Genomic DNA, 26210 nt, shown 5'->3' with positions numbered 1-26210 from the left:
GTCATCGGCAGGCTCGCGCGGAGCCCTCTCTGACCGGGGTGTATCGCGAGTCAGAACCGGCACCGCGACCGGCTGAAGCGCTGCCTCGCCCGCGTGGCAAGAGCCTGGCCGGCATGAATCACGGCAGGCGCCCGGCCCGGTCACCGCCGGGGTCGTCAGCCAGCCCTATCGTGACCTTCACCCGCTTGCCCACCGGCTCGCGCCGTACCTCGAAACTGCGGCACACCGCCATTGCGATCTCCAGCCCGTGCTGCCCGACCCGGCTCGGATCAGCCGCGCTCACCGCGGGCAGCTGCGCGGCGGTATCCCACACGCTGATCTCCACCACTCCCCCGCTGACCTCCAGCTCCAGCAGACACGGCCCCGGCGCGTACTTGTAGGCGTTGGTGACCAGCTCGCTGACCACCAGCTCCACCATGCTCATCGCACGGTCCGACACCGGAAGCCCGTGAACCGCCTGCACGTCAGTCATGAAACTGCGGGCAGCACGCCTGGCGTCAGCAATCGGTTCACTGCCGTCCAAGGCCATGGCCCAGACGATCGGACGGCGGAACAGCAGCTCACACCCGCCTTGGGACAACACCACAGCAGCCATATCGACACCTTCATCCTGAGCAAGCCACACGGCTGCTTCCGCCCGGATACCCCGAAACGGCATCCCTACACGAGAGCACAAAACGAAGAACTGACCGCCCCGGGCACTTGGAACAGCAGGACGGCTCCCCCCTCAGGTGAGGGGGGAGCCGCTTCTGGTCGGAGCAGGTGCTGGGGCGGTCAGGCGTGGCTGCGGTGGCGCTTGTTCCCGGTGACAAGCCGGTAGAGCGCGAGAAGGATGACCGAGCCGATAATGGCGGCGATCCAGGTCGAGAGTTCGAAGAACCCGTCGATCGAGTCGACCCCGAAGATGACCTTGCCGAGGAATCCGCCGAGCAGACCGCCGGCGATACCGATGAGCATGGTGATGATGATCCCGCCCGGGTCATTGCCCGGCATCAGCGCCTTCGCGATGAAGCCCGCGAGCAGTCCAATCAGGATCCAAGCAATGATGCCCATGCGCTTCTCCTACCTCGATGAGTAAAGCCGATGTCAGCTGTCAACGATCGTCTGCACCAAGCCGAGGCTTCCAAACGTCCGAAGCTCCTGATCATCTCGCTTGAGCCAGCGGGGCTGCGCGCCGTCACTCTGAGGATGCCGCGAAGGCGGAGTGGGCCACGGCACGAAGTGGCCCGGGAACGCTATGCGTCCCGGGCAGGGTGTGGGCAGGAAAGAGGAGAACGGCTACGCCGTCTCAGGCCGCGGCCGTCGGGCCCGCGGTTGCGGTGCGGTACTCGGCGTTGAGGCGCCGGGCTTCCTCGAGCTGGTCTTCCAGAATGACGATCCGGCACGCGGCCTCGACCGGGGTGCCCTGATCCACGAGCTCGCGGGCACGGGCGGCGATCCGCAGCTGATAGCGGGAGTAGCGCCGGTGCCCACCGGCGGAGCGCAGCGGGGTGATGAGGCGGGCCTCGCCGATGGCACGCAGGAAGCCCTGTGTGGTGCCGAGCATGTCAGCGGCCCGGCCCATGGTGTAGGCGGGGTAGTCGTCGTCATCGAGACGACCGAACGAGTCGTCTGCGGTCATCGCCTCTCTCGTGAGACATACGGAGGGGCCCTGGCGCCTATGGCACCAGGGCCCCGAAGGAACTGCTACACCATCTGCCGGCCCTGGAACTGCGCCGGCCTACTTCTTTCCGCGTGCCTGGCCCGACTACTACCCGAGGCGCGGGGATCGCCATTGCTTGACCGGAGACCACCTCACAAACGATGTCCTGCGGTACCCGGACTCAACACTCCGTCCGGGCGATCCTGATGGCGCGAGCTCCTCCGTTCATCCCTCGTGATCAACTACTTATGCGGGGGAATGCGTACTGCTGGTACTACCAGTACTGCCTACTACTGGAGATGCCTACTGCTGTACTGCGAACTGCTGGTGGCCTGGCCAAGCGCCACGTTTTCGGCAGCCAGCCCCGTCGCCCATCCTGCGTCTGCTCTGGCTTAGAACCCCACTGCCGAACTTCCCGGTGCGCGCGCCTGCAGCCGGCGCCTTCACCGAGGTACCGCTCTACTGACTTCGCTGCTGGGTACTGCCTGCACTACGGGTACTGCGTACTGCACTTGCGGGTACTGCCACCTGCGTTAACTGCGGTACTGCTTCATGGTGGCCCCTGATCAATGCGGGCCACCCGGTCCGGTCGCCAGTCCCGTCGCCGTCCTGCACCTGCTCTGGCTTCGACACTCCGCAACCGCACCGTCCTACGTACTGCAACTACGTGTACTACGTGTACTGCTGCCCGGCAGTTCGTCTCTGCCGGGCCCTGCGGTCCTCCGGGGTTACGAGAGAAACCATAACCACGCCACAGCCCAATGTCTACTCCGGTCAACATAGATTTTCAGGTGCCCGTTACTCAGGTAATCGAGTGTCGTTGGATTCGACAGCTGCGGGCGGGGCACAACGCCCAGGCACTACTCGAAGGGGGACAACGACCGGGCAGGCACGGCCCGACACCAACAACGGACCCGGAGCGCGCGATGACCACCCCACTGAGCAGCGAGCCCACACCCTTTGGCGCTCTGACCGACGTCGCCGAGGCGCGCCAGAGCGCCCAGTCCTTCCTTGACGCCCTCGGGCCGTCGGGGATCGACCCGGAGTGCGCGGACAGTGTGGTCCTGGTCGTATCCGAACTCGTCACCAACGCCCTTCTCCACAGCGGCGGCGCATACACGCTTCGCCTGACCGCCCACCCCGGCGTCATCGAGGTCGCCGTCCAGGACCCCAGCCCCCGCCTGCCCCGGATGCGTACCCCCGACCTTGACGACGGCACTGGTGGATTCGGCTGGCAGATGGTCAACGGCCTCGCCCGTGCCACCGTAGTCACACCCGGGTCCAGGGGCGGCAAGACCGTACGCGCCCTCCTCCCCCGTTGACCTGGGCAGCCAGCCCTCGAAGGCGGACGTCAACCGATACGCACCCTGAGGTGCACGAAGGCGCCAAGAGGCCCCCAGCTTCACCGCGCGCCCCATCACCGACGCCCACACATCCAGCTCGCCGTTCGCTACTGCCTCGCCCGATACTCCTGTCGGCGACGGTGATGACGTTGGTGCCGGGCGGCGAAGGGCCGACGGCGCCGCCCCCGAGCACATCCGGGAACGGCGCCTTTACGGCGCGCTGCCGGCGGCTGCCGCTGTCAGGCGGCGGCCACCCCACTACTTCGGCGCTGCGACCTCTCCGTCAGAGCCAGGACTGCTGCGGGGTGCCGTTGCAGTCCCAGAGCTGGACCTTCCCGCCGTTGCGGTTCTGGGTGGTGTCGTGATCCAGGCATTTGTGGTTGAACTTCGAACGAATCGAATTGCTCTCACCCCGGTACCAGGACTGCTGGGGCTGGCCGTTGCAGTCCCACAGCTGGACGATGCCGCCGTTGCTGTTGATGGTGTTGGTGTCGGCGTCCAGGCACTTGCCGTTGAAGTCGACCTTCACCTCCCCGGACGCGTGAAGGACCCAACGCTGGTTGGCGGTGTGGCCGCAGTCCCACACCTGAGCCCGAGCCGGATTGTTGTTGATGGTGTTCGTGTCCGCGTCGAGGCACCGGTTGCTGAGCTGGACCTTGTACACCCTGCCGGCGGCCGCCCCTCGGGTACTCGCGTCGGCGCCGACAGCGCTCTCAACGGTGGCCAGGGGAAGGAGCATGAGGGCGAAGCCGGTGGACAGCGTCCTGGCCATACGGGAGTCGAAGCGCATCGCTGAGGGACCTTTCGATCGGGGTGAGCGGGTCGGCGGTGGGCGCACCCGTGCCGCATGGCGGCGAAGGAGGGAAGCCGCGTGTTCACCTCGTGGGGTGAACCGCCGACTGGATGTTCCGAGTTTGTGGCGGTCTGACAGTGCGGGCAACCTTGTCCCGGTTGCTTCGGCTATGTCGGGATCCCTACGCTTCTGACCTGCGGGGACGGGCGCATCCCGGGACAGGGCGCGCCGGCTGGGACACCTCGGCGACCTTCCGGTGAGAGGGCAGGGATGAGCTACCTCGACGGCACGGACCGGCGCAGCACGGACGCCCGCCGACTGGGCGCCGCGCTGCGTGCCCTCCAACAGCGCTCCGGATGCACGCTGCGCGATCTGGAGAGCCGGATGCCCATCAGCGACTCGTCGCTGTCGCGCTACTTCTGTGGGCAGACCGTGCCGCCTTGGACCGTAGTCCAAGACCTTTGCCGGGCACTGGGCGCCGAATCTGCGGAGTACCGCGCGCTGTGGGAGGCCGCCGAGCGCAACGAGGCCCGACCGCCTGGGGTCGGCGCGCATCGGTCAGAGGAAGTGGCCGAGGCCGGCGAGGAGGAGGAAGCGGTCGAGGCCGCCGAGGTTGCTGCACCCACTCCGGCACCTGCCGAGGCGGCCGACAGCGCGGACCCTCGGACCGCCTTGCCGCGGCGCAGGGCGGGGCTGCTGCCGGGCGGCCGCCGCGCGTGCACCCTCGCCGGCGCCCTGGCCGGGGCGGTGCTGGGCGCGGGGCTCACCTGGTTCCTCCTGCCGACGGCGCCCGGAGCCCCGGCCAACGGCGCTCACAGCACCGGGGCAGGCTCCTCAGCCGAGAGAGCAGCCGGAACGGCATCCGAAACGGGGGAACCCGCGACGGGCGGGCCGGGGCCGGCCGACACCGTGCGCATCTTCGTCAGCCGCCAGACCGGCGCCTGCCTGGACCACAGCCTCGACAAGCGGCTGCGCACCTTCCCCTGCAACGGCATGAGCTACCAGCGGTGGACCCTGCACCGGCAGCCGGACGGTGCCCTCCGGCTGCGCAACCACGCCACCGGCGCCTGCCTCGCCCACGGCCCGGACGGCCTGGATACGGCGGCCTGTACCGCCAACCCGTCCCAGAACTGGGCGGTCAGTGCCTGGCCCGACGAGTCGGTCGAGGTCCGCAGCAAAGCCACGGGCGCCTGCCTCGACGACAGCGCCGAGGCAGGGCTGCGGGCCCTGCCATGCGCCGGTAGGGACAACCAGAGGTGGGGCTGACACCGCCCGGCCGAGCGGGTGTCAGGCGACCTCCACACTGTCCAGTTCGGCGTACCACTCGCCCTTGCCCAGCCGGACGGTGTTCCAGCCTTCCCGCAGCGTGAGCGGCGCCCGCGCCGTGCGCCAGGTGTCCCACCCACTGTGCGGATAGGGCACGGCGCCTGCAGCGCTGCCGTTGACGGAAAGCAGGTGCGAGGAGGCCACCGGGGCGCCGGTGTGGTCCAAGGAGCCGTTGCCGAAGTGCGCGAAGAGGGTGTGGTGGCCGGCGGAAGCGGCGAAGACGTCGAACTCGACGAAGCTGTCGGGGTGGTCGATGTACCCGACGGCACGACCGCCCTGGGCGCCCGGCGCGGCCCGCACGATCGCGCGGTGCACGCGCGCGTTCTCTGCCTGGTGGCGCGCCTTGCTGCTGCGCACCACGGGCCGGCCGTGCGCGAACCCCAGGTCGGCGGCATACAGCACCCGGCCCGGGCCGCTCCAGCCGTGAAAAACGATGCGGTCCCGGCCATCGGGGCCGATGACGACGTCCTGGCCGCCGGGCCCGACGACGGCGCCCGAGAAGCTGTCGGTCGTCATCAGCGGATCGGCGCCCTTGGTGTACGGGCCGGTGAGCCGGTCCGCGACCGCGTAACCGGTCTTGTACCGCTCCCCGTCGTACGCGTCCGCCGAGTAGAACAGCACGTAGCGGCCGTCTCGCCGGACCAGAGTGGGGGCCTCCACGAGACCACCCTCCCAGTCGCGGTCCCGGGTGATCAGCCGTACCGCGTCGCCGGTGAGGCGGGTGCCGTCCGAGGACGTCTCCTGGAGGTGGAGCCAGGTATCGCGGGAGCAGCAGTTGCCGTCGTTCTTCCACAGGACGTAGCGCCGACCGCCCTCGGTGAAGCCGGCCGCGTCGATCGCGCCGCCTTCGTCGGCCGGGCAGATGAGCGGCCGCTCACCCACCGGTACGAACGGGCCGTCCGGGGAGCGCGACAGCGCGGCGCCGATGCACTGCGTCCCGCTCGCGGCGTCGCGGGCGGTGTAGTGCATCGTGAAGCCGTGGCCGTTGTCGAACACGTCCGGAGCCCACACTTTGCCGCGGGGCTCCGTCGCGGCCCAGCCGCCGAGCACGGGCAGGGCGTCGGCCGCCGCCGATGACCACGTGGTCAGGTCGCCCGATGTGGCGTGCTGGATGTTCCGGCCGTTCCCGTTGGTGGCGTACGCGTGGTAGGTACCCGCCACCTGGATGACGTCGGGGTCGGGGAAATCCCGGTCAAGCACCGGCCCCCCGGCCGCTGCACGCGCGGGCAGCGCGGCCAGGCAGGCCGCCAGGGCGACGCAGACGGCGAGTACGGAGCGGACCGCGAACTGCGTGCGGCCTCTGGTCGGGGGTGTGTGCGTATGGCGGTCCATGACGTCGCCTCCTCGGGGCGGGCGGTATGTCGTCCCACCGGCGAACGATCCGCGGCCCCGCAAGTTCCGCTCCCCCGCCGAGCCGCCTCCTACGCGGTGAGGACGGTTCGACAGCAACCGGCGAACCCACTAGCGGAAGGCCGGGCCGTCCACGGGTCGATCAACGCCAGAACGGGCGAAACGGCACGAGCACCCCTGTCCGCGGGTCCCGGAACGCGGTGCGCTATCCCGCTACACGTTTGGTGACTTCGGCGGCGTCGCCCGCCTGGACGGCATCGGCGAGGCGAGGGGGAACGCGGCGAGGCCCTCACCCCCTTTCCCCGTGGGTACAACCAGGGCGGCGACTCAGGCCAGTCACCTTCTGACGGCCGAGTCCACCCTGCGCTGACCGCGTCAGCGGCCGTGGCGGGGGCCGGGGCGGGGGCCGGGGCGGGGGCCGGGGCGGGGGCCGGGGCGCGTAAGGAAGTCCGCGATGAGCGGGCCCCAGGTCCGCACGTCCGAGCGGGTACGGGCGAGATGGAGCTCGGCCGCTGGGAGGCAGTCGGCCAACGCGACCGCCGTCGACACGGGGTGGCCAGGGTCGTCCACCCAGCTCAAGACGAGGGCCGGGCAGTGCAGCGACGCGAGCGCGGCGGGCGGCGGCAGGTCGCAGGTGGCCAGGCCGCGCAGGACCGACGGCAGGATCGCCTCATGTGGCGTCGGAGCGAACTCGGGGACGTCGGCGACGACGGAGGGGCGGTGCGCGGCCCCCCGAGTGGCGAGCCATGCCGCCACTCCTTCCCGCTCGATGGTGTCGGCGGCGTTCCGGTTGGCCCGGGCGTACGCCTCCCTGCTCGTCCAGGCGGTTGGCGGGATGAGCAGGACCAGCCGGGAGAAGCGGTCCGGTGCCCGGACGGCGGCGTGCAGGCAGGTGCCGCAACCCATCGACGCGCCGATCGCACCGACGGGCTCCGCGATGCCCAGATGGTCGAGCAGGCTCAGCAGATCGTCGGCGAGCGAGGTGTAGGTGTAGTCCGCGTCAACGGGCCGGCCGGTGGAGCGCCCGTGCGCGCGTGCGTCGTAGCGGACCAGACGCAGGCCCGCCCGGAGGAGCGGCGCCCAGTCGAACAGGTCCATCCGCTGCTCGACGGCCTGGCTGACGAGCCCGCCGTGCGCGTACACCGCCAAGGGCCCGGTGCCCGCGTCGTCGTACACCAGCTCGGCCCCGCGATGGCGGAACCGGCCCTCCACAGACGCCCGCCTTCCCGGTGTCCCCATACTGATCCGCCCCTTCTGCCGACCCGGCCTCCATTCGGGAAGGAGGGAACGGCCGGGAGGCGTTGCAGCGCCGGTGAACTGGCGTCCACCAGACAGCCCCTCGGCGCCGCTGGCAACTTCCCCGCGAGCGCGGGCGGGCATCTGAAGCTGCCGTTCACGTCCCGCATCCCGGAAGCAACGAGCCTGCCGGGTCACACTTGACGGTCCGGCCGGCAACCAGCGCACCGTACTACTGGCCCCCGGTGGCGTTCTCTGCCGTTTGGAGGGCCTGGTTGGCGATGGTGAGGGCCTCTTGGTCGTGACCTGCCGCCTTCGCCGTCTGGGCCTGACTGAGGGAGACGCGCAGCAGCTCGACGGTGTGCTCAGGCAGAGCGTTCGACGCCACGACGTCTTCCAGTTTCCGGATGCTGTCGGCGGCCAGGTCATCGGACATGGGGCATCTCCTCTGTTATCGAATGCGTCGCCCTGCGTGGCGTTTCCGGTGATGCGGCAGACCCGAGCCTGCTGCGGTCTGGAGGTCGGATGGTTCGCGGGACCGCGACCGTTCGCGGTCTCCGGGTCGCGACCTCTCGGTGGCCGCTCAGACACCTCTCGCAAGTCGGGTTGGTCAGGGGGTGTGGAGGTCAGTGGCCGAGAGCATTTTTGAGTTGCTGCTTGGTCATGGTCGAGCGGCCATCGATGTTGCGCTTCTTGGCTTCCTGATAGAGCTCGTCCTTGGTCCGTTCGGACGACGACCCGCCGCCGCTCTGGGACTCTTGGCCTCCGCGCTGCGACGCCGACTTTGCCTGGGTAGAACTGCGGCTGGCAGTCTTGCTCTCCCCCGACTGGGCACGCTCCTTGTTGACGGTGCGGGAGGCCATCTCCTTGGCGCGCCCTTCGGACATGCCGCGGTTCTCGCCGGCCTCCTTGATGTGCTCGTACTGACGCTCACGCTTGGGACTGCTCCCTCGGGGCATGACGGAACCTTTCACCGGGACAGTGATGTCACGGCCATCGTGCACGCACCGCGACGGTCGCGCATTTCACCTGATCCAAAAGAAGCAGCGCCGAGGTCAGGTGTGCAGGCGGCCGCTGGAACCGTCCCGGTCGCCGGCTGTGTCGTCGTTGAACCAGTAGTCCACGGCGGCCAGATACCGGAAGGAGTGAACGCTCTTGCTGGGCAGCGCGACCGTGACTGCGCGCTTGCCGTCCTTGCGGGCCTTGAGTCGCAGCGGGGGCAGAGACGCCCATCGTCGGTGCTGCCAGACGTCCGACGGCCGACCCCTTCCCGGACATCACCCGCCCACCACACAAAGTGATACAAATGATGATGCTTGTCACTTTCCATGCCAGTTTGATATGAAAAGAGCTACAGCCACGCGGCACCGAGGAAAGGCGGCCGGCAAGCTGAGCGGCCCCCGGCCGTAACCCGTGAGCACCTGCCCCACCTCCCCCTCCGTGCAGGTGCTCACCCCCGACGCTGGAGGATGTCCCGGCCGCCCCGTGCCGATGTGAACCGCCGGCCTTCCCAGGGGTATCCCGGAGAGGCGGGAGTCAGGTTGCCGCCGACCAGGCGTACCAGCTCGGTACGGAGCGGGGCCGTGCGGCCGACCGTCTGGAGGTACCCGTGGGCGTTGCGGCGGTCCGTCGTCATCGGACACAGCGTCCACGGGGCCGTCAGAGCGTGGTCAACAACAGAGCCTCCAGCAGTGCGCGCCGCTCTGTAGGGGCCTTGCAGGAGTTCTTGGCCGTCCAGTTGCAGGAGATCGAACGCCGACCACGTCCACCCCATGGGGTCAGGCACGTGTCCCAGGCTCAGTGGCCCGCGCGTTTCAGGATGTCCGCTGCCAGATCAACGGGGCGAGACGCTCGCCGTCGCGGATCCCCTGCGGCACATATCAGCCGCGGCACGGGGTACACGAGGTTGACGACCCCAAGGAGGCGCCATGTCCGCGTTGTTGACCCGCATCAAGCAGTTCGCGCGTAGCCCGCAAGGCCAGCGGGTGACCGCCTCGGCCCGGCGGGCCGCCGCCGACCCCCGGAAACGCGCCCAGGCCGGACGATTCCTGAACCGCCTGCGCGGACGCCGCTAACTGTCGCCCGCCCGAACCCCTGTGCACGCGGGTCGGGCGTGATGCACTCAGCTCGCCCCCGTGGACGGCGGTCGCCAGGCTCGTCGGAACGGAGCTGTACTCCTCACCCTCGGGCAGGCAGGGGCGGGCACCTCTCCTGGGCGGTCACCCGGTGAGTCCGCCAGATGGCCACGCCCCGGGCCGACGGGCCGGGGCGTGCCCGTCGGCTTGCCCCGGTGTCGGCTCGGAACCTGCGGGAGATCAGGTCGCGTTCACGGTGAAGGTCAGGTCTGGCACTGTTTCGTGGCAGCCGGGGACCAGCCGCTCCAGGCAGCGCCGTCGGCCCGGGCGTGGACGCGGATCTCCACCTTCACAGGGCCGCATACCCGGGTCGTGCTCCCCACGGCGGTGGGGTCGATGGCCGCGCCGGGCGCGAGGTAGGTGCGGCCGCTGCCCACCTTCTCCCAGTGACCGCCGTCAACGACGCGGAAGAACGCCTCGTAGGAGACGTTCAGCCCCTTCTTTCCCGTGTTGCGCGCCTTGATGTACGCCGTGATGTCCCGTGTGGGGAACCTGCCCAGGGAGCCCCGCTCGGCGCTGATGCAGCCGTTGACCGCCACCCGCCCGGTCGACACGCCTCCTCCGCACGCGATGGCCGCGGCGTGCGCGTTGGCCGGCAATGTCAGCACGACCAGCGCGGCCGCACCCAGGATCATTCCGGTACGCCTCAGGTGCAATGTTCCGTCCCCTTCTTGGAGCCCGACGTCTCGGAAAGACCATGGCGCGCCTTCGGGTACGTGGGGCAGCACTTTGAGCGCGTTTCGCCCGAATGGATGCAGGGACCGGCGGCAACGTCGACAGCCCGCCGGATCTCCCCCGCGGAAGCAGCGGTGTCGTGCCCGACGGGAGGCTGTGATCCAGCCCCGGAACCGGGTACGAGGCCCTCATCAGCGCGGTCGGGACAATGCCCGCCTACTCCAGGCCGACGTTCCCGGCCCCCCAGCCCAGCAGATGCAGCGGGACCGCGAGCAGCATGCCCTCCACCCCGGTCACCAAAACGGCGCCAGCACCTCACCGAGTAAGGCACCACGCCCTCCGGACACCCACCCACGCCCCGACGGCCGGGGCGCGCGGCGCACGCACGAACAGGGCGTAGCTGGTACTCGGCGAGGCGGCACGATGATCGGCATGATGGAGATACCCGGGTGCGAAGGCCGCCCTCTCGTCCACCAGCGGGAGCTGCTGGACGAACCCCTCTTCCGGCCCGGTCACCTGTCCTCGTGCGCCCACGACGAGGCCATGGAAGAACTCCTCTTCGGTGCGGACTACGACGCGGCCGAGGAGTTCCACCGGGAGCTATTCGAGCGGGCGCAATGGGTCCCGCCCTGTCCTGGCCCGAGTTGCTCTCCGCCGCTGATATCCAGTTGCCGGGAGGCAGCACCGCCGATCCAGACAGCCGACTCCTGCTCCTGCTTCCCGCACTTGGAGACGACCACGACCTGGAAGGCGTGAAGTGCCGCCTCACGACGGCCCTCGCTGCCCGGACGACCGTTGAGGACCCCGAAAGACTCGCTGCGCCCTGGCCGACGGCCAGGGCGCAGCGGACCCCCGCCGCTCGGCGGGCCCGCGTGCCGCGTCCGTCTGATGGGGCAGGCGCGGGACGCGGCCCGCGCCTTCCTCGCCGACGCCGCCCGCGTCCGGCCCCCACCAAACCGGGGAAGCCCCGACCTCGTGCTCCCGGTCGTAGGTGAACTCGTCTCGAACGCGATCCGGCACACCGATGGGTCCTGCACCCGTCAGCTCCCGGCGGTGGCCGGGAGGGCCGGCAGCCCAGAGAGCTATACACGCGATGTATACACACCGTGTAGAGTGCGCCGCATGTCAATCAGCCATGCCCTGCTCGGACTTCTGGAGTCAGGGCCCCGCCACGGGTACGACCTCAAGCGCGCCTTCGACGACCGGTTCGGGCAGGACCGCCCCCTGCACTACGGCCAGGTCTACTCGACCATGTCCCGGCTGCTGAAGAACGGTCTGGTCGAGGTCGACGGGGTGGAGAGCGGCGGCGGCCCTGAGCGCAAGCGGTACGCGATCACCGAGGCCGGGGTGACCGACGTCGAGGGCTGGCTCGCCCAGCCCGAGAAGCCCGAGCCGTACCTCCAGACGACCCTGTACACCAAGGTGGTGCTGGCCCTGCTGACCGGCCGCAGCGCCGAGGGACTGCTCGACACCCAGCGGGCCGAACACCTGCGCCTGATGCGCGAACTCACCCGCCGCAAGTCCCAGGGCAACCTCGCCGACCAACTGATCTGCGACCACGCCCTGTTCCACCTGGAGGCGGACCTGCGGTGGCTCGAACTCACCGCCGCCCGCCTCGGCCAGCTCGCCACGGAGATCCGCACATGACCGACCCCATATTGTCCGCGACCCGCCTGCGGAAGTCCTACGGCCCGACCCCCGCGCTGGACGGCGCCGACTTCGGCATCCGCTCCGGCGAAGTCGTCGCCGTCATGGGCCCCTCGGGCTCCGGCAAGTCCACCCTCCTGCACTGCCTGGCCGGCATCGTCACGCCCGACGCCGGCCAGGTGATGTACGACGGCCGGGCCATGTCGACACTCTCGGACGCCGGGCGCAGCCGGCTGCGACGGGGTGAGTTCGGCTTCGTCTTCCAGTTCGGTCAGCTGGTGCCCGACCTGACCTGCCTGGAGAACGTGGCACTGCCGCTGCGGCTGAACCGCGTCCGGCGCAAGGAGGCCGAGCGCCGGGCCGTCGAGTGGATGGAACGCCTGGAGGTCGCCGACCTCGCCCGCAAACGTCCCGGCCAGATCTCCGGCGGCCAGGGCCAACGGGTCGCCGTCGCCCGCGCCCTGGTCGGAAACCCGCGCGTGCTCTTCGCCGACGAACCGACCGGCGCCCTGGACTCCCTCAACGGCGAACGCGTCATGCGCCTGCTGACCGAGGCCGCCCGCGACACCGGCACGGCCGTCGTCCTGGTCACCCACGAAGCACGCGTCGCCGCGTACTCCGACCGCGAGATCGTCGTACGCGACGGAAAGTCCCGCGACATGGAGCACGCCGCGTGAAGAACAGACTTCTGCGACGCATCCGTACCCAGCACCGCCAACTCGACAACCGCCGTGCGGCGGCGCGCGGGGAGTCCCCCGCCTCCCCGGCCGACTGGGCACGCGACCTCGCCTTCGGTGTCCGGTTCGCGGTGAGCGGCGGACGTGAGGGCTGGACCCGTACGCTCCTGACCGCCGTCGGAGTCGGCCTCGGCGTGGCCCTGCTGCTCGTCGCCGCCGCCGTCCCGGCCATCCTGAACGCCCGCGGCGACCGTGGCGCGGCCCGCGACGACTCCCCCTCCTCCTACAGCGTGGCCGTGCGGCCCGCCGCAGAGACGATCGTCACCGGCCGGGCCGACACCACCTACCGGGGCCAGGACGTCTACGGGCGGCTGGTCCAGCCGGAAGGCGACCGTCCGCTGCTCCCGCCCGGCCTGGACGAACTGCCCGCCCCCGGCGAGATATTCGTCTCCCCCGAACTCGGGAAGCTGCTCGCTTCGCCCGAAGGGGCCCTGCTCAAGGAGCGCCTCGGCCACAAGATCAGCGGCACCATCGGTGAGGCGGGACTCCTCGGCCCACGCGAACTCGCCTACTACGCGGGGGCCGACAACCTCGTCCCCGACGACGAGAACCCGACCAGGACCGACGACATCGGCGGCCCGAACCTCTCCGAGGCCCTCGGCCCGTTCCTGACACTGTTGGTCATCATCACCTTCGTGGTGCTGCTGATGCCGGTGGCGGTCCTCATCGCCACCGCCGTCCGCTTCGGCGGCGAGCGCCGTGACCGACGGCTGGCCGCGCTGCGGCTGGTCGGCGCGGACGCGCACATGACGCGGCGGATCGCGGCCGGCGAGGCCCTGTTCGGCGCGCTGATCGGGCTCGCCGTGGGGCTGGGACTCTTCGTCGGCGGACGGCAGCTCATCGGCACGGTCGAGCTGTGGCGGATCAGCGTCTTCGCGTCCGACGTGTCCCCGAGCCCCCTGCTGGCGGCGCTGATCGTGGTCGGCGTACCGGTCACGGCCGTCGCCGTCACCCTGTTCGCGCTGCGTACGGTCTCCATCCAACCGCTCGGCGTCGTACGGAACACCGGGACGGCCCGGCGGCGCCTGTGGTGGCGGCTGATGCTGCCGGTCGTCGGGGTGGCCCTGCTATCCCCGATGATCGGGGGCCTCTCGCCGGGCGCCCCGGTCAACGAGCCGAGGATCGCGGCGGGCGCCGTGCTGCTGCTCGTGGGGGTGACGGCGCTGCTGCCCTGGGCGATGGCGACCGTCGTCGGACGGATGCACGGCGGCCCGCTGCCGCTCCAGCTCGCCACCCGCCGCATCCAGTTGGACAGTGGCGCGTCGGCCCGGATGGTCAACGGCATCACGGTCGCGGTGGCCGGCGCGATCGCCGTGCAGATGCTGTTCTCGGGGCTGGAGAGCAGGTACACCCAGGACACCGGCTTCAGTCCGCTCCGCGGGGAGATGCGGCTCAGCAGGGACTACGCCGGTGCGGCCCAGCAGCAGAAGGACACGGCCGCTCTCCGTGCCACCCCGGGCGTGCTGTCGACCCTGACCTACACCCTTGGCCACGCGCACAAGCCCGGCACGCCTCCGGACCCCGGCGCCTTCGTGATCATCGGGGACTGCGCGGCCCTGGGCCAGATCGTCGAGTCCTTCGATTGCCGGCCCGGCAGCGTCTACCTGGTCGGCGACCTGGCGAACCAGGACCCGCTGACCGGCGGCGTGTACCTCCCCGCGCCCGGCGAGCGGGTCGACCTCTCGACGCAGGACAAGACGTCGGGGAAGCCGGGCGCGCCCAAGCTGTGGACCGTGCCGGCCGCCGCCCGGCTCACCCCGTTGGTGCCGGACCATGCAGGGTCCTTCGGCACCGGGATCTTTGCCACCCCCGAGGCGATCAGGGTCGGTGACCTGGGCGACGCCCGCTCCGAACTGCTGGCGAAGCTGGACCCCGCCGACCGCGACGCGGCCGAGCGGGTTCGCAACACGGCGGCGCGGATGGACCCGCTGCAGTGGGTCGAGTACTACGAGGAGAGCGTCGCGGCCCCGCAGTTCACGAACATCAAGCGCGGCCTGTTCATCGGCACGACCGTCGTGCTGCTGCTGATCGGCGCGAGCATGCTCGTCACCATGCTGGAGCAGCTCCGCGAGCGGAGGAAGCTGCTGTCGGTACTGGTCGCCTTCGGCACCCGGCGCTCGACGCTCGGGCTGTCGGTGCTGTGGCAGACCGCGCTGCCGGTGACGCTCGCCCTGGCGCTGGCTGTCGTCGGCGGCCTGGGCCTCGGCGTGATCCTGCTGAAAATGGCGGTGCTGCCACTGGCCGTGGACTGGGCGGGCATCGCGTGGATGACCGGCATCGGCGGCGGTGTCGTCCTGCTGGTTGCCCTGCTCAGCTTGCCGCCGTTGTGGCGCATGATGCGTCCCGACGGCCTGCGCACCGAGTAGCCCACGGCTCGCGCGAGGAGCCTCCGTGACGCCGGCGGAGCTCAGCGGGCTGCGAGAAACGGCAAGGCAGCCTTCGGCACGTGGAACGGTGTCGGACGGTAGCCGTGGAACTATCCGTCTGCGTACATTGCGGTTTCCTGGGCGGCCGAGAACGGCCTCCGCCTTGTGACGTGCCGGGAACCAAGCCCAGGCCCGAGGATCCCGCACCCCTCACGGCCTTGCTGCGCCCGGAGACCGCCGGCAGGAAGCGCCCATCAGCCGGCTTCCGCAGCCGGGCCTTGCCCGAAGCCCGGGACATCGTCCGTGGTCACGTCCAGGCGCAGCCGCGTGAAGCGGAGCGGGTGACGGAAAACGCCCCCGGTCAACGGCCCGGCCGGCGCTGACCTCCGCCACCAGATCCAGCCGGACCAACACCACGCCCCGACCGGCGCGACACGGTCGGGGCGTGGTGTTGGTCCGGCCGAGGGGCGTGCGGGCCGTCTGGGCTGGCCTGGGGTCCGACCGGGCGGGCTTCAGCCGAGGTCACCTGCCAATGCGGATGGTCCTCTGCTCGCCGTCCCTCCATCACATGACGCGGTCCACCCACACCCGGTCACGTCACCTACCATCCCCGTCACCACCTTTGCCACCAGTGCCACCAGTGCCACCAGTGCCACCCTCAATGAATATGGGAGGGCCCTTGGAGCCCCCCACACCTCCGCCGAGTTCCGCGTCTCCGAACTTCGGGTCCTTGCGGATCGTCTTGATGGTCCTGGGCGTCTTGGTGATGGTTTTGACGGTGCGGGTGCTGTCGGTGTCGGTGGTGACGCTCGCGGTTGCCGTGGTGGGAGCGGCGAAGGCGGTGGAGGAGAGCGAGGCGCCTCCGCCGGCCAGGAGGGTGGCGATCAGGAGGGGGCGAGGCGTCGGCTCCGGGTGGCGGTCATGGAGAAAGGCTCCTCAGAAGAGATCGGGACTGCGGATATGGGTGGGCGGGTGGCCCGTCCGCCGTCCTTCGGCGTCATCCGTCACTCCATTGCGCCCCACGCGCGGACCAGGGTCACGGCCCGGAAAGTCGGGACTTGACATCGCCCCGCCGTAGCCGCCCGCGAAAACACCAGCGAGGCCCGGCGCTCGTACGCCCGCACCGCGCCGCCCCGGCCGCCCGCCCCCGGCGTGCGGGCCCGGGTTGTGCCGTTCCGCGCACGGCGTGACCAGTCCGGCCGTCACCGCGCTGGGCCAGGACACCCACGGCCGGTGACCCGGCGCCTGCGAGCCAAGCCCAAGCCGTTCACCATCAACGAGGCCTTCGCCCGCGAAGCAGGCGTCTCGGCCGGGCATCGTCGTCTGCCGGCCGGAGCCCTCTACGGCATCGACGGAGGAGATGTGTGCACATGGTGTGCGTGCCGTGGGGGACGGGAGCGAGAGGGGGGCGCGGCGGCCGGCCGCTGCGCCGCTCCGTCGGAAAACAACGCCGCCCGGGAGCTCGGGATCCGGCGGCCGGGGAGGTGGCAGTGTCTCCTGGACGCTGGTGCCGCCCGTTCCGCTTCCCGAAGACGGCCCGGAGACCGCGGGCGCATCGGCCGGGCTCGGCGCCTTGCCCTCATCGCCCGCGGGCGGCTTTCGCACCGCCGGCCGCTCAGCAGGTGCCGGCGCACCGCCTGCAGCCGCCCCCGCCATGCTCGGCGCGGCAGGCGACGGCGTCGCAGCGAACGCGGAAGGAGACGGGGACGGCGCCGTGGTCGGGGCAGAAGTTGTGGACGCCGGCGGGGGTGTTGCGGTGACGTGGCCACGGGTAGTGAGGGCGGCTTAGCGTCGTCCTGCGCTGGCTCTGGTCCTGAGAAGACCGCTCCGAGGAGGGCCATGAACCAGACCGAGTCCCCCGGGCTCCCCGCGCGCATGACCCCATCAAGTCACTGCGGCATGTCCGGAGAAATCTTCGCGGCGTGCATGGTGAGCCGCCCGATCCGCGTTTCGCGGCTGGTCGCGGTCGTGCTGTCGTCGGTGATCGCGTCCGGCCTGGCGTCGATGAGATACCACGTGGTGAGAGGGTCCTCCGAGCCGGGCCGGATTTCCTCGATCTTGATGTGGCTAGGCTCGGCCGGGGTGTCCGCCGACAGGGCCCATTCCTGCGCCGCGGGGACGTCGGTGAGAACGCAGTCGTTGAGGACGACCGTGAGCTCTTGGCCGGGCAGACCGAGGTCTCCCTGGGGCCCCAGGCCGGTGACTCCGCCACAGGTGAACCGTTCCCCGCGGACGGTCACGTAGTAGCTGCTGGCGGTGTTCGCAATGGATTCGTTCATGCCCCCCACCTGCCCCGCACGCTCCCTCCCAGACATGGTGGTGGGGATACGGCAGGGCCGTCGATCCTCGCGATCCGGCGCCGGCCCCACGGCTGACGCCGGTCTGAAGAGGACACCTTCGTCATCCCGGTGCTCATGCCTTTCAGATCTTGGCGGATGAGAGCAGGCAGAAGCGCGCCGGCAGCAGTGGTGCGGCGTCATGCTGGTGCAGCTCTCAGACGCGCAGGATCGAAAGTCGGTGAAGGACGGCGGGTCGCCGGTGCGGCTGGTCCAGGAGCCAGTGCGTGCTGCCCATCGGCGCAGGACGCCGTTGCCGCCTCCGCGCCTGAGAACGAACGTGAACAGGGCAGCGACGATATACAGCACCGCCCGGCAGGTTTCTCCGACTCCGCCGTGGTCGCATTCGCCGTCCGGGCCGTGCGGTGTGGTGGTGGCATCGCGAAGAGCGCAAGCACCACCGCGAGGAGCGTTGCCCGCAGCAACGCTCCTACTTGACGGTCGCGACGGACGTTGCCTGAGATCACGCCTCACGACCAGAGGAGGGCTTGGCAGCGGGAGGTAGCACCGAGTGCGGATGCGTCTGCGCGGCGTCCACAGCGTGGGCGGTATCGCACTGTGGTGTCGTCTGCAGCGCCTTCGGCTGAGGGCGACGCCGACCTTGCTGCCAGGAGACCTGATCAGGTGAGCGGGCGCAGGGCGCCGAGGGTGACGGCGACCAGCCGGTGGACCGCGGCTTGGGAGGGGAGGGTAGAGGCGGCGGTCAGGGCGTGCAGGCAGTAGGCGGCGAGTTCGGCGGGCGGTACGTCGTCGCGCAGGTCCGCAGTCCGGGTGCCTTCGGCGATGAGGGCTTCCAGCAAGCGGGTCAGGTGCTGTTCGGCGTGGCTGACGTGCTCGCTTTGGTGGAGGAGGGCGGCCAGTTCTCCGCCGTGGCGCTGACGGGCGAGGTCGGCGTAGGCGGTCGCGACTGCAGTTAGGCGTTCGGTGGCGGTGCCGGGGCGGTGTGCGGCTTCGGCGAGCTGGTCGAGGTGGGCGGCGATCTGCCGTTCGTGCCATGCGCCGAGGACCGCTTCGGCGTCGGGGAAGTACTTGTAGAGGGTGGCGCGCCCGATGCCGGCGCGCTCGGCGAGTTGGGACATGGTCACCGCCCGCAGACCGCCGTCATTGATCAGTGCAGCGGCCGCATCGAGGATGGCCTCCCGCACGGCTTGGCGGTGCGCGTCGATCGTCTCGTTCCACAGCTTCGGCACCCACCCAGGATACGGACGTCCACGGGGCATACACTCAGTTCCAGATGGAGACACGATGTCTCGAAAAACTGGGAGGCGTCATGGCAGGCTCACCGGAGCGTCACGAGGACGACGGCGAGGGGGCGCCGCGCTGGGTCAAGGTGTCCGCGACTGTCGCCGTCGTGCTGGTCGTGGTGTTCGTGGTCGTGCACCTGGCCGGCGGCGGCATGGCGGGACATGGGTCGTGAGCCCGTTCCCGCCACGGCTGCGCAAGCTGGCTCTTACGCTGCACGTGACCTTCTCGGTCGGCTGGCTGGGCGCGGTCGCGGCGTTCCTCGCCCTGGCCGTAACAGGTCTGACGAGCAGCGCGCCTCAGACGGTGCGGGGCGCCTACCTGGCCATGGATGTGGTGGGCTGGTACGTGATCGTGCCGTTCAGCGTCGCGTGCCTGCTGACCGGCGTGGTGCAGTCGCTCGGAACGGCGTGGGGGTTGCTGCGCCACTACTGGGTCATCGCGAAGCTCCTGATCACTGTGGTCGCAACCGCTCTGTTGGTGGTCCACATGCAGCCGGTTGGGCACCTGGCGGACGCGGTCGGGAGGGCTGCCCTGGCGGGCGGTGAGATGGGGGGCATGCGTGTTCGGCTGATCGTGGATGCGGCCGCGGCCCTGCTGGTGCTGCTCACGGCGGCCGCCCTGTCGGTGTTCAAGCCGCGCGGGGTGACCCGCTACGGGCGCCGCCGCCAGCGCCAGCAGATCCCGCAGCCGCGCTGACCTGCCGACGGTCCGGTCAGCCGAGGGCGCCGAGGAGTTCGTTGCACGCCTGCTCGCAGGAGCGGCAGGCTTCGGCGCAGATGCGGCAGTGCTCGTGCATGTCCGCGTGGTGTCCGCATTCGTCGGCGCACGCTGTGCAGACCATGGCGCACGCCTTCAGGATCGCAGCGGTGATGTTGGCGTCGTAGCCGGTGTGGCGGGACAGGACCGCGGCGGTTGCGGTGCAGATGTCGGCGCAGTCCATGTCGGTGCGGATGCACTTGGCGAGATCGCCGACCATGCCTTCGGAGAGGCAGGCGTCCGCGCACGCGGTACACGCCTGCGCGCAGGTGATGCACGCTTCGATGCAGGCGGTGAGTTTGGCCTGGTCGATGTCGCCGAGGTCGGCCGGGTAGGTGGCGAGCATGTCCTTGACGGTGCTGGACATCGTCGGTGCCTCCGTTCTCCGCGGGCCGGCGGATCCAGGGCGGCCGCCGTCGAAGCCCCCGGTACCTCCAAGCCAACACCCTCGGACGCGACGGCGCCCGGCGCACCGTGAGGGTGCGGCCGGGCGTGGTGCCGTACAGCCGGGGTCAGTGGTAGGCGTGGACGACGGCGTGGCCCTTGCCGCGGCCGATCATCCACTTGTTGACCGGCGTGGTGATCACGAAGGCGACGGCGAAGCCACCCAGGAGTGCCGTCCAGAACAGCGCGTCCGACAGGTGGGCGTCCATCGCTCCGGGCGTAAGGGCGATGATGCCGTTGTCGACGAGCTCCATCACCGCGATCGAGATGGTGTCTGCGGCCAGCGCCACCTTGATCGCGCTCTTCCAGTCCAGGCCGGCCCGACGGACGGCGAACAGCGTGAACGAGTAGCCGAAGAGGAACGCCAGGGTGATCGCCAGGACCATCGTCTGGACATTGCCCCACATCAGGGCGGTACCGATGACCATGCCGAGGATCTCGCCGATCGCACATCCGGTCAGGCAGTGCAGCGTCGCCTTCGCCGCGGCCCCCCACGTCACCCCGCCCATCTGATGCCCACCGTGACCCGCGTGCGCCTGGTGCGCGGCGTGGTCGTGTGCGGCGGCTGTGTGGTGTGCGCTGTGGTCCATGACCGTCATCCCCAATCCCATTCAGTGTGACCCGCCCCCGCGGGCTCACAACATTCACTGTATACCCCCTAGGGGTATACGCAAGGGGGATCGCGGATCCGGCATCAAGCCTTCACGCCCCGGCAACGGTCGGGTCCTCGCCCGGGGCGTAAGGCCTGCGGGCGGCATGGAGGTGCGGGCTTGGCTTGCTCAGACACAGGGGGCCGCGATCGGGTCCAGGCACAAGGGACACGGGAACCCCGCACCTGGCTCCGTGCCACTGCGTGCCGCCCGGGGAGGGCCCGCCGATGGGTATCGGCGGGCCCTCTCGATTTCCTTTTGGTCAGTTGCCGGCGTGCTGTGGCTGTGCGGTGCCCTTTGTCGTGGCGGATTCAACCGGCGGGCACTGCGCCGCGCATGAGGGCGAGGGCTCGAGTCCCGGCATCACGCCCGCAGAGGGCAAGGCCGGCGCGACGAGCGATACCGATCCGGGGACCGGGCACCTGCACGGTCTCGGCGTCGACCCGGCCGACGGCACCCTGTACGCCGCCGGGCACCTCGGCGTCTTCCGCCTCACCCCGACCGGCACCGTACGGATCGCCGACCGCTACCAGGACACGATGGGCTTCGCCGTCACCGGGCCGTGCACCTTCCTCGCCAGCGGCCACCCCTCACCCACCGACCCCGCCGCCACCTCACCGCATCTGGGCCTGATCCGCAGCACCGACGCCGGCCAGACCTGGACCACCGTCTCCGCCCGCGGGCGAAGCCGACTTCCACTCCCTCCGGCAGGCCGGCTCCCTCCTCTACGGCCTCGACAGCCAGAGCTCTCAGGCCTGGGCCAGCAAGGACTCCGGCGCCACGCGGGAACGGCGCGCCAAGATCCAGGCCGGCGACCTCGCCGCCCACGCCGGAAGCCCGCAGGAGGTGTGGGCGACCAGCCGCGACGGGCTGCTGCACAGCGCCGACGGCGGCGCCACCTTCGAGCCGGTTCCCGGCGCACCGGCCCTGGCCGCCGTGGAGCAGCCGGCTCCCGACCAGCTGATCGCCCTCACCCCGGACGGCAAGGACCTCTCCGGTGGCGAGGGACCCTCCTGGACTGAAGACGGCCGCCTCCCGGACGGCGTGCAGGGCACTGTGCTGACCGCGGCCGGCCCCGACCACCTTCTGGCCGCCGACAGCAACGACGCCGTCCACGAGTCCAAGGACGGCGGCCGCACCTGGACCACTTTGTACCGGGGCGGCCATACGAACACCGGACACTCACCCGACCGAAGGGCGCTCCTGAGGCCCCTGCCGGAGTGAACCCGCCAGGGGCCCGCCCTACAGACAGCCTGCGGTCCCCAGGGACGGACACGGGGAGACCCTCCGCACCGAGGGCTACGGCGGAGCGGCGGCAGCTCAGCAGCTGATGAGTACGGACAGCAGTCGTTCCGTTGCCTCCTTCATGTCCTCACCAGGTCCGGGACTGCGGGTCATCAGCAGGTGGTGGGTCGTGCCGACCAGCGCGAGCGCGATGGTGGCGGCGTCGGCGCCGCCGGGGAGCCGGCCGCCGCGCTGCTCCGCCTGCAGGTAGGCGGTGAAAGCCTGCTGGATCGCATCGAACGCGGGCGCGCCGGACTGGAGGCCCTCTCGGGCGTGGAGCGCGGCTGCCGGGCGGGTCATCGCCAGTCCCACCACCGCGGGCTGCAGGGAGTCCAGCAGGGCCAGGACGACCGCTTGGAGATTGTCCGCAACCGTGGCCTGCCCCACCTTGGCCTGCAGGGCCTCGGCCTGGCGGGCGCTTCGCGCGAAGCGGTCAAGGACCAGTTCGGCGACGAACTCGTCCAGGCCGGCGAAGTGGGTATGGAGGACGCCTTTGGCGCAGTCCGCCTCCGCGGTGATCGCGCGGCTGGTCAGGGCGGCGGCGCCGTCGCGGGCCACCACCCGCTCCGCAGCCGCGAACAGCCGCTCACGCAAATCCGGAATCGCCACTCCACGAGGTGACACAACAGCCCCTTTCCGCTTGGCCCATTGCATGTATGGGCGAACGCCCATACTGTTTGGGCACTTGCCCATACTAGGGCTGGGGCGCCATGCCGCGCCCCGGCGGGAGGGAGTGCACCCATGGGGCACTTCGCCAACACCACCCAGGCCGAGGCGTGGAACGGATACGAGGGCGCGCAGTGGGCCCGCAGCCAGGAACGCTGGGACGCCGTCAACGACGGCTTCAACCAGCCCCTCCTGGACGCCGCTGCCATCTCCGCAACCGACACCATCCTGGACATTGGCTGCGGGGCCGGCCGCACCACCCGCCTCGCCGCCCGGCGCGCCGGCGTCGGCCGGGCGCTCGGACTGGACCTGTCGGCTCCGATGCTGGACAAGGCCCGCGAGAGCGCCCTGCGCGAAGGGGTGGAGAACGTCTCCTTCGTCCAGGGCGACGCCCAGGTCCATCCATTGGAGGCCGAAGGCTTCGATGCGGTCATCAGCCGGTACGGCATGACCTTCTTCACCGAGCCCGTCGCCGCGTTCGCCAACCTCCACCGCGCGCTGCGCCCCGGCGGCCGGCTGGCCTTCATCTGCGCGGCCGAGGCCGAGGCCAACGAGTGGCTTGCAGCGCTGGCCTCACTCAAGGGCATCCTGCCGCTCGGCGGCTTCGGCAAGCCCGCCGGCCCCGGCATGTTCTCGCTCACCGATCCCGACCGCATCCGCGACCTGCTCGGCGCCGCCGGGTTCACCGATGTCGACGTGCGGCGCATCGAGGTACCGGGGAAGTGGGGCGTTGACGCGGCGGATGCGGCGGCGTTCCTGCTGGACTCCGGTCCGGGACGCCACCTGCTCGACCAGGTGACCCCGCCCGAGCAGGACGAGGCACGCCAGGCGCTGACGGCCGCGCTCCAGCGCCATGAGACGAACGGCGCGGTGTGGCTGCGCAGCAGTTCCTGGCTTGTCACCGCCGTACGCGGCACGGCCACGCGGAACTGACCGCCGCCCGCGGTCCGCAGCCGTCCAAGAAGCAGCCCCGTCGGAGAGACCGGTCCGGCCGGCGGCTCCGCAGCATCGAGGGCGACGAACAGCGCGTTGCTGTATTGCCATGCCTCCGACGTGGGCGCCGCAACGGCGAACGCTCGAGCGCCCCGGATGACTGCCACAGCCAGAAGGGCCCTTCAGCGTCGACGCGAGGCGCCTTGCGGGCGTCGCTGGTGCGGCAGGCGGAGCTGGCGGAGCGGTGAGTCGCCCCGTGCCCCCTTAGCGGTTGCCAAGGTCCAGGCGGTCACTCAGCCCGACGTTGGCGAAGGCAGCTTCCAGTTCGTCTCGGCCCTCGGTGAAGTGGGCCCAGCTGTCGTAGTGGACGGGAACGACTCGGCGGACGCCGAGGATCTTGGTGGCGTCGGCGGCCTGGGCGCTGTCCAGGACGATCGGCGCGCCGTCGAAGAGGACGGAGAATCGAGGAGCCCCGGCGAAAAGGATGGCGGTGTCCACCGGGCCGAAGCGGTCGGCGATCTCCGTGACCAGGTCGAGCGAGGCGTTGTCACCGCTGACGTAGATCGTGGGCAGGTCCGTTCCTGTCAGCACGAATCCGACGACCTGGCCGGTGATCGGTTCGACCTCCTCGCGGGCTCCGGGACCGTGGATGGCAGGTACGCCCGTCACGGTGACTGTGCCTCCGTCAGGGCGGTCGAGGTCGATCGACTCCCAGTCGGCCAGCCCCCTGGCCCCCGTCCCCAGGCGCTGTCCGGCCCCGGGCGTGGTCAGGGTAAGGGGGACGTCGGCGAGCAATGCCCGGCCGGAGGCGTCAAGGTTGTCGGGGTGCTCGTCGTGGGAGAGCAGGACCACGTCGATGGGGCCGAGGGCTGCTGGCGCAGCGGAGGCGGGCGCCGTCTTGGTCAGCCGGCCGCCTGGCACGTCGTAGTCGCGGGGTGCGTCGAACGTCGGGTCTGTGAGGAATCGCAGGCCGCCGTACTCGAAAAGGGCGGTCGGGCCGCCGAGGACGCGGATGGGGATCTGCTCAGTCGTCGTGCTGGTGACAGCCATCAAGAAACCTCATGGATGAGTAGCGGTTGATCCGTGAGGGACGGTAGCGGTATCTCACGGATGAAGGCAAGCCGTACCATGAGAGGCATGAGCGAGACCCTGACCGTCGACACCCTGCCGCCGCCCGCTCCGGGAGCAGCGGACTTCCTCGCCCTCGACTTCGCCAACAGCGCCATCGCGCTGCCCGGAGGGCACGTCATCGACCTGCTCGACACCCCCGAGGCGACGAACCGGTGGCTCGCCGACCACGGCCTTGCGCCGACCGATGCCGGAGTGCAGGAGGTGTGCGCTGCAAAGCTGCGCTCGCTGCGGGGACACCTCAGGGAGTTGTTCGCGGCCCGCGTCGCCGGGGTGACCGCCCCGCCCGGTGCACTGTCCGCACTCAATAACGCGCTGAGCGGAGCCCCCACGGCGGCCCTGCTGCGCTGGGACGAGGAGACCGGCCCTTACCGTGCGACGCCGTGCCCCACCGACCAAATCCTCGACCGCGCTCTCGCGACGCTCGCAGCAAACACTGCGGACCTCCTCACCGGCCCCGACGCCGACCGACTCACCGGCTGCGGTTCCGCCCCCTGTAATCGCTACCTGCTGCGCCACGGCCGCCGCCATTGGTGCTCCACCCGCTGCGGCGACCGCGCTCGCGCCGCCCGGGCCTACGCCAGGCGCGCCCAGCCGGAAGCGGACTGACCAACGGACCGGGCCGCGGGACACGTCCGCGACTTCGGCGAGATACTCGCCGACCGTCTCGGCTCCACACTCCCCACCTGGGTCGACGCAGTCGACGCCAGCCGGCTACCGGGTCTCACCGGCTTCGCACTCCACCTGCTCCGAGACCTCGACGCCGTGACAGCTGGGCTCACTCTCGACTGGAGCTCCGGCAGCATCGAGGGCGCCGTCAACCGCATCAAGAAGATCAAGCGGCAACTCTTTTGCCTGCGCAGCCGTATCGCGCAGGTCGGGGCGGTTCCTCGGCAGTCCGAACCCTGCCATCTCCTTTTCCGCGTAGGACAGGAAGCCCAGGCTCCGGTAGAAGGCGTGGTTGCGGTTGCCCTCTGGCGACAACTCATGGTCCGTGGACAGGAGAAAGAATCGGCAGTGGGAGTAGCGCCGCATCAGGTGTTCGACCAGCGCCCGGCCAACCCCCTGCCTGTGGTTCGCCGGATTGACCACGACATCCTGGACGTAACAGATGTGCTCGTCGTCGGAGATGGTCCGGGCCAGTCCCAGGAGGGATCCCGATCCGTCTCGTGCCGTGATGACGCGGTGAGAGTTCACAAGACCGCGACAGAGCTTGTCGACGTCGCTGGTGTAACCCTCCCAGCCGACCGCGTCGTAGAGCTTCAGCACCTCAACAGGATCGAAAACGCGCTCTTCCGCTATGAACATGTCGATCCCCTATGCGCTGACGCCACTTTCACCGTGAACTCGACAGCACAGACGGCGGGCACGTCAAGATCGATCACCGTCGGACCCTGCCGCCTCGCGTTCGAACGCTGGGAGGACGCTCCGTGACGGCTCCGCTGAGTAGGCCCGGAGCGCGGTGCCGGGATTGCTCCCGGTCCGTTTCTCCGGACCTCTCGCCGAACCCGCCGTGCA

29 protein-coding genes are annotated in these 26210 nt (G+C 70.3%); 12 read left to right on the top strand and 17 right to left on the bottom strand.

The window, feature by feature from the left end:
• Positions 1 to 118: 118 nt before the first annotated feature.
• From AC6CKD_RS36920 to AC6CKD_RS36910, 3 genes are all read right to left on the bottom strand, one after another.
• Positions 119 to 595, bottom strand: a complete 477-nt coding sequence (locus tag AC6CKD_RS36920) for an ATP-binding protein (RefSeq protein ID WP_498333649.1) — start codon at positions 593 to 595, stop codon at positions 119 to 121.
• 179 nt (positions 596 to 774) lie between these two features.
• Positions 775 to 1053: a GlsB/YeaQ/YmgE family stress response membrane protein gene (locus AC6CKD_RS36915; RefSeq protein WP_498333647.1), complete on the bottom strand. Its 279-nt coding sequence runs from the start codon at positions 1051 to 1053 to the stop codon at positions 775 to 777.
• A 235-nt stretch (positions 1054 to 1288) separates the two neighbouring features.
• A complete protein-coding gene (locus AC6CKD_RS36910) occupies positions 1289 to 1621 on the bottom strand; it encodes a MerR family transcriptional regulator (protein ID WP_498333645.1) in 333 nt (110 codons plus the stop codon).
• Between the two features lie 947 nt (positions 1622 to 2568).
• On the opposite strand from AC6CKD_RS36910, the gene AC6CKD_RS36905 reads away from it, so the two are divergent.
• Positions 2569 to 2964 (top strand): ATP-binding protein, encoded by a 396-nt coding sequence (locus AC6CKD_RS36905; RefSeq protein ID WP_498333643.1) that lies wholly within the window; start codon positions 2569 to 2571, stop codon positions 2962 to 2964.
• A gap of 304 nt (positions 2965 to 3268) precedes the next feature.
• Here the strand turns inward: AC6CKD_RS36905 and AC6CKD_RS36900 are convergent, their stop codons facing one another.
• Positions 3269 to 3775 (bottom strand): RICIN domain-containing protein, encoded by a 507-nt coding sequence (locus tag AC6CKD_RS36900; protein WP_498333641.1) that lies wholly within the window; start codon positions 3773 to 3775, stop codon positions 3269 to 3271.
• 273 nt (positions 3776 to 4048) lie between these two features.
• On the opposite strand from AC6CKD_RS36900, the gene AC6CKD_RS36895 reads away from it, so the two are divergent.
• On the top strand, positions 4049 to 5044 hold the full coding sequence (locus AC6CKD_RS36895; RefSeq protein ID WP_498333640.1) for an RICIN domain-containing protein: 996 nt from the start codon (positions 4049 to 4051) through the stop codon (positions 5042 to 5044).
• Positions 5045 to 5065: 21 nt separating this feature from the next.
• Here AC6CKD_RS36895 and AC6CKD_RS36890 read toward each other — a convergent pair whose 3' ends face one another.
• From AC6CKD_RS36890 to AC6CKD_RS36870, 5 genes are all read right to left on the bottom strand, one after another.
• Entirely contained in the window at positions 5066 to 6436 is a 1371-nt protein-coding gene (locus AC6CKD_RS36890) for a family 43 glycosylhydrolase (protein ID WP_498333638.1), read from the bottom strand.
• Positions 6437 to 6829: 393 nt separating this feature from the next.
• Positions 6830 to 7666, bottom strand: a complete 837-nt coding sequence (locus AC6CKD_RS36885; RefSeq protein ID WP_498333636.1) for an alpha/beta fold hydrolase — start codon at positions 7664 to 7666, stop codon at positions 6830 to 6832.
• 256 nt (positions 7667 to 7922) lie between these two features.
• Positions 7923 to 8126 carry a hypothetical protein gene (locus AC6CKD_RS36880; protein ID WP_498333634.1) on the bottom strand — a complete coding sequence of 68 codons (204 nt, stop codon included), beginning with the start codon at positions 8124 to 8126 and terminating at the stop codon, positions 7923 to 7925.
• Between the two features lie 190 nt (positions 8127 to 8316).
• Entirely contained in the window at positions 8317 to 8649 is a 333-nt protein-coding gene (locus tag AC6CKD_RS36875; RefSeq protein WP_498333651.1) for a plasmid stabilization protein, read from the bottom strand.
• A gap of 491 nt (positions 8650 to 9140) precedes the next feature.
• On the bottom strand, positions 9141 to 9326 hold the full coding sequence (locus AC6CKD_RS36870; RefSeq protein WP_498333633.1) for a hypothetical protein: 186 nt from the start codon (positions 9324 to 9326) through the stop codon (positions 9141 to 9143).
• A gap of 292 nt (positions 9327 to 9618) precedes the next feature.
• On the opposite strand from AC6CKD_RS36870, the gene AC6CKD_RS36865 reads away from it, so the two are divergent.
• Positions 9619 to 9765 (top strand): hypothetical protein, encoded by a 147-nt coding sequence (locus AC6CKD_RS36865; RefSeq protein WP_498333632.1) that lies wholly within the window; start codon positions 9619 to 9621, stop codon positions 9763 to 9765.
• Between the two features lie 263 nt (positions 9766 to 10028).
• Here the strand turns inward: AC6CKD_RS36865 and AC6CKD_RS36860 are convergent, their stop codons facing one another.
• Positions 10029 to 10460 carry a hypothetical protein gene (locus tag AC6CKD_RS36860; protein WP_498333630.1) on the bottom strand — a complete coding sequence of 144 codons (432 nt, stop codon included), beginning with the start codon at positions 10458 to 10460 and terminating at the stop codon, positions 10029 to 10031.
• Between the two features lie 472 nt (positions 10461 to 10932).
• Between AC6CKD_RS36860 and AC6CKD_RS36855 the strand changes: the two genes are divergently transcribed.
• From AC6CKD_RS36855 to AC6CKD_RS36840, 4 genes are all read left to right on the top strand, one after another.
• Positions 10933 to 11256 (top strand): hypothetical protein, encoded by a 324-nt coding sequence (locus AC6CKD_RS36855; protein ID WP_498333628.1) that lies wholly within the window; start codon positions 10933 to 10935, stop codon positions 11254 to 11256.
• 366 nt (positions 11257 to 11622) lie between these two features.
• Positions 11623 to 12147, top strand: coding sequence for a PadR family transcriptional regulator (locus AC6CKD_RS36850; RefSeq protein WP_498333627.1), 525 nt, complete (start codon positions 11623 to 11625; stop codon positions 12145 to 12147).
• Positions 12144 to 12824, top strand: a complete 681-nt coding sequence (locus AC6CKD_RS36845; protein ID WP_498333626.1) for an ABC transporter ATP-binding protein — start codon at positions 12144 to 12146, stop codon at positions 12822 to 12824. Before AC6CKD_RS36850 ends, AC6CKD_RS36845 begins: the two co-directional genes overlap by 4 nt.
• On the top strand, positions 12821 to 15250 hold the full coding sequence (locus AC6CKD_RS36840; protein WP_498333625.1) for an FtsX-like permease family protein: 2430 nt from the start codon (positions 12821 to 12823) through the stop codon (positions 15248 to 15250). Before AC6CKD_RS36845 ends, AC6CKD_RS36840 begins: the two co-directional genes overlap by 4 nt.
• Positions 15251 to 17139: 1889 nt before the next feature.
• On the opposite strand, the gene AC6CKD_RS36835 is transcribed toward AC6CKD_RS36840, so the two are convergent.
• Entirely contained in the window at positions 17140 to 17529 is a 390-nt protein-coding gene (locus AC6CKD_RS36835; protein ID WP_498333624.1) for a hypothetical protein, read from the bottom strand.
• A gap of 677 nt (positions 17530 to 18206) precedes the next feature.
• Positions 18207 to 18776: a TetR/AcrR family transcriptional regulator gene (locus AC6CKD_RS36830; RefSeq protein WP_498333622.1), complete on the bottom strand. Its 570-nt coding sequence runs from the start codon at positions 18774 to 18776 to the stop codon at positions 18207 to 18209.
• Between the two features lie 80 nt (positions 18777 to 18856).
• On the opposite strand from AC6CKD_RS36830, the gene AC6CKD_RS36825 reads away from it, so the two are divergent.
• Entirely contained in the window at positions 18857 to 19003 is a 147-nt protein-coding gene (locus AC6CKD_RS36825) for a hypothetical protein (protein ID WP_498333621.1), read from the top strand.
• Positions 19000 to 19527 (top strand): hypothetical protein, encoded by a 528-nt coding sequence (locus AC6CKD_RS36820; protein ID WP_498333620.1) that lies wholly within the window; start codon positions 19000 to 19002, stop codon positions 19525 to 19527. The genes AC6CKD_RS36825 and AC6CKD_RS36820 overlap by 4 nt, the downstream gene beginning before the upstream one ends.
• Before the next feature lie 16 nt (positions 19528 to 19543).
• On the opposite strand, the gene AC6CKD_RS36815 is transcribed toward AC6CKD_RS36820, so the two are convergent.
• Both AC6CKD_RS36815 and AC6CKD_RS36810 read right to left on the bottom strand, forming a co-directional pair.
• Positions 19544 to 19954 carry a four-helix bundle copper-binding protein gene (locus AC6CKD_RS36815; RefSeq protein ID WP_498333618.1) on the bottom strand — a complete coding sequence of 137 codons (411 nt, stop codon included), beginning with the start codon at positions 19952 to 19954 and terminating at the stop codon, positions 19544 to 19546.
• Positions 19955 to 20099: 145 nt separating this feature from the next.
• Positions 20100 to 20621, bottom strand: coding sequence for a DUF4396 domain-containing protein (locus AC6CKD_RS36810; protein ID WP_498333616.1), 522 nt, complete (start codon positions 20619 to 20621; stop codon positions 20100 to 20102).
• A gap of 906 nt (positions 20622 to 21527) precedes the next feature.
• On the opposite strand from AC6CKD_RS36810, the gene AC6CKD_RS36805 reads away from it, so the two are divergent.
• Positions 21528 to 21905: a beta propeller repeat protein gene (locus tag AC6CKD_RS36805; protein ID WP_498333614.1), complete on the top strand. Its 378-nt coding sequence runs from the start codon at positions 21528 to 21530 to the stop codon at positions 21903 to 21905.
• Positions 21906 to 22001: 96 nt separating this feature from the next.
• Here the strand turns inward: AC6CKD_RS36805 and AC6CKD_RS36800 are convergent, their stop codons facing one another.
• Positions 22002 to 22589 (bottom strand): TetR family transcriptional regulator, encoded by a 588-nt coding sequence (locus AC6CKD_RS36800; protein WP_498333613.1) that lies wholly within the window; start codon positions 22587 to 22589, stop codon positions 22002 to 22004.
• Positions 22590 to 22706: 117 nt separating this feature from the next.
• On the opposite strand from AC6CKD_RS36800, the gene AC6CKD_RS36795 reads away from it, so the two are divergent.
• Positions 22707 to 23564 (top strand): class I SAM-dependent methyltransferase, encoded by an 858-nt coding sequence (locus AC6CKD_RS36795; protein WP_498333611.1) that lies wholly within the window; start codon positions 22707 to 22709, stop codon positions 23562 to 23564.
• Positions 23565 to 23828: 264 nt separating this feature from the next.
• Here the strand turns inward: AC6CKD_RS36795 and AC6CKD_RS36790 are convergent, their stop codons facing one another.
• On the bottom strand, positions 23829 to 24614 hold the full coding sequence (locus tag AC6CKD_RS36790; protein ID WP_498333609.1) for an MBL fold metallo-hydrolase: 786 nt from the start codon (positions 24612 to 24614) through the stop codon (positions 23829 to 23831).
• Positions 24615 to 24701: 87 nt separating this feature from the next.
• Here AC6CKD_RS36790 and AC6CKD_RS36785 point away from each other — a divergent pair, with 87 nt between their 5' ends.
• Positions 24702 to 25301, top strand: coding sequence for a CGNR zinc finger domain-containing protein (locus AC6CKD_RS36785; RefSeq protein ID WP_498333608.1), 600 nt, complete (start codon positions 24702 to 24704; stop codon positions 25299 to 25301).
• Positions 25302 to 25406: 105 nt separating this feature from the next.
• Here AC6CKD_RS36785 and AC6CKD_RS36780 read toward each other — a convergent pair whose 3' ends face one another.
• The gene (locus tag AC6CKD_RS36780) at positions 25407 to 26000 is read right to left on the bottom strand and encodes a GNAT family N-acetyltransferase (RefSeq protein WP_498333606.1); all 594 of its coding nucleotides are present in this window, start codon (positions 25998 to 26000) and stop codon (positions 25407 to 25409) included.
• Positions 26001 to 26210: the final 210 nt, after the last annotated feature.

It is taken from the genome of Streptomyces sp. GQ60 (assembly GCF_059758875.1).
This window is presented reverse-complemented; position numbering and strand designations above follow the sequence as displayed.